The organism is Candidatus Korarchaeota archaeon NZ13-K (assembly GCA_003344655.1).
Lineage (GTDB): Archaea > Korarchaeota > Korarchaeia > Korarchaeales > Korarchaeaceae > Korarchaeum.
In genome coordinates this window covers 1-2,346 of sequence record MAIU01000127.1, presented here as the reverse complement: position 1 = coordinate 2,346, position 2,346 = coordinate 1, and the positions used below count along the sequence as shown (strand labels likewise).

At 58.4% G+C, this 2,346-nt stretch carries 4 protein-coding genes; 1 reads left to right on the top strand and 3 read right to left on the bottom strand.

All coding sequences use genetic code 11. The features are described 5' to 3' along the window. The 3 genes from BA066_07755 to BA066_07745 all read right to left on the bottom strand — a co-directional run. Nucleotides 1-240 (bottom strand): ATP-binding cassette domain-containing protein (locus tag BA066_07755; GenBank protein RDD52801.1); only part of this gene is annotated, 240 nt, incomplete at its 3' end. Nucleotide 241: 1 nt separating this feature from the next. Then, complete coding sequence (locus tag BA066_07750) at nt 242-1,012, bottom strand: ABC transporter permease subunit (GenBank protein ID RDD52800.1); 771 nt, start codon at nt 1,010-1,012, stop codon at nt 242-244. 1 nt (nt 1,013) lies between these two features. Continuing rightward, nucleotides 1,014-2,078, bottom strand: coding sequence for a tungstate ABC transporter substrate-binding protein WtpA (locus BA066_07745; protein RDD52799.1), 1,065 nt, complete (start codon nt 2,076-2,078; stop codon nt 1,014-1,016). A 78-nt stretch (nt 2,079-2,156) separates the two neighbouring features. Between BA066_07745 and BA066_07740 the strand changes: the two genes are divergently transcribed. Then, the coding region (locus BA066_07740; GenBank protein ID RDD52798.1) for a hypothetical protein at nt 2,157-2,346 on the top strand (190 nt) is incomplete at its 3' end.

The following is a 2,346-nucleotide window of genomic DNA, read 5'->3' as shown; positions in this document are numbered from 1 at the left end:
GTCCTGGGGGACGTAGCTGAATCCCCTGAGCTCCGGAGGCTCCTCAGTCACGTCCCTTCCGTCCACGATTATCCTCCCGCCGCTCGGCCTCACTATGCCGAGCAGGCACTTGAGCAGGAGCGTCTTCCCGGCCCCTGAGGGGCCCATTATCACCAGGTACTCCCCATCGCCCACCTCGAGGCTCAGTTCCCTGATCTCGAATTCAGGTAGCCTGACGCTCAGTCCCCTGATCTCTATCACGCTACCTCCTCCCGGATAGCCACTTGAGAAGTATGAAGCAGGCCAGGCTGAGGGAGAGGAGGGGTAGTGCCGTGGCCCTGGCGGCGTTGAGCCCGTATGTCCAGAATCGATCCATTATCAGTACGTTTATCGACTTGGGATAGTAGGCAACTATCAGTATGGCCCCGACCTCGCTCAGGCCCCTGGCCCAGGCCATTATCGAGGCCGTCACGATGGACCTGAGGGCGAGGGGCAGCGTCACCCTGGCCAGGCTCTCCCACTCCGTGGCCCCCAGGCTCCTCGCCACGTGCTCGAGGTCCGGATCCACGGAGAGGAAGCCGTCGGTCAGCGTGTCTATCATGAGGGGGGCGGCCACGAAGCACATGACCGCGACTATCCCCCAGAAGGAGTCCTCCATCGCAAGGCCCACCTTGGCCAGCAGGGATCCCAGGGGCGCCCTGGAGTTGTACGCCAGTAGTATGGCTATCCCGCTCACGCCGTGGGGGATTGCGAGGGGGACGTCCATGATGGACCTTACCAACCCCCTGCCGGGGAAGTCCCTCCTCGCGATGAGATAGGATAGGGGGATCCCGAATATCAGGAGCAGGATCGTGGACAGGGAGGAGGCCGCTAGGGCTATTATTAGAGCGTTCACGGCGTCCTCGCTCAGCCCATACCTCATCAGGTCGCTCAAAGATACTCCGTAGAGGAGCGAGATCAGGGGGATCAGGAGGAAGAGTATCAGGAGGGAGCCCGCTATTGAGAAGCTTATCATCAGGGACGAGGCCCTCAACTCAACCCCTCACCTCAACCAGGTCCTTGAGCTTGGCAGGCACCTCACCGAAGCCAAGCGGCGGTCTGAGAGGAGGCTGCCCCTGCTCCTCAAATATCCTCAGCCCCTCGGTGAGCAGGAACCTCAGGAAGTCGATAGCCGCCCCCTCGTTCTCGGATACCTTGGGAACCGTGAGGGCGTATGCTATAGCGCTCCCCCTCACCACCACCTCATCCCGCCCGGCGTTGAGGTGAACGACGGCCAGGGAGTAAAGGTCCTCAAGCTCCGGAGAGGAGAAGCTTATCTCTTGGGGGAGCTCAACGTAGCTGAGTCCATGCTGGACCGCGACGCTCTTGTACTCAAAAGCGTAGTCTATGATCCCAGCCTCGAGCAAGGAGAGGAGCTCAACGCTCTTGGGCCTTATGATGACCCTCCCAGATCCCTCGATCGGATCCGGAACCCATGCCTCTGTGCCTCTCACCCTCACGTTGGTCCCCTCAGTCAGTATGGAGCTCAGAGGTACTCTGTAGAGTTTTTCAGCTAGAAGAATGGACATCAATGCCCTATAGCCGCAAGGATCCTTGTTTGGATCGGAAATTCCAATCCTAACGTCCTTTCTCATCAGAATCTCGTACCAGTTGCTGCCGTTCACCTCACCGGAGTACTTGCTCCCCCTCCCGTAGGCCAGAACCAGTTGGTTCGACGCGAAGATCACGTACCAAGAAGCGTGATCCGGGATCATCATCGTCTCAATCAGATGGTAATCCGCTGACATCACAATATCAGCTCTCTTCTTCAGCTCTGTCACCTTTCTGATGGCTTCGGCGCTCCCACTGGCCTCAAGCCTGATCTCAACGTTCGGGTTCCTCCTCTCGTACTCCCTCTTCACCTCCTCCAGGGGTGAGGTGAGGGAGCCCGCGTGGAGAACCACTATCACTCCCTTGGGGTTGTTCCCGGCCTTGCTATCAGCTCCCGATCCCTCGGCAGGTTGTTTTCTCCCTGTTTTGAATGATGGAATGATTGAATAGGACAGACCCGCGACGATTAAAGCGATCATGATCAGCGCGGCCAGCTTGAGTCCCCTCATGCGCTCACCTCCTAGCTGAGCGTTATTCTATCATGAATAACGATTAAAAAGCGTATCGTCCCGGGGAGCTGACCCACCATGCCAGCTAACGACCCCGAGGAGCGGCTCGGAGTGGAGGTGGAGATAAGGATAAGGAGGGGAAACTCTGTCCTCCTTGACAGGAGAACAGCTGACGTTCTCAGGGCCATCGAGCTGACTGGATCGATCATGTCATCAGCAAAGCTCCTCGGGCTCCCTTACTCCAGGGTATGGAGGATCCTATCCGCAC

Coding starts and splice junctions, on each gene's coding strand:
- BA066_07745 (RDD52799.1), bottom strand. CDS start 2,078: ATGAGGGGACTCAAGCTGGCCGCGCTGATCATGATCGCTTTAATCGTC.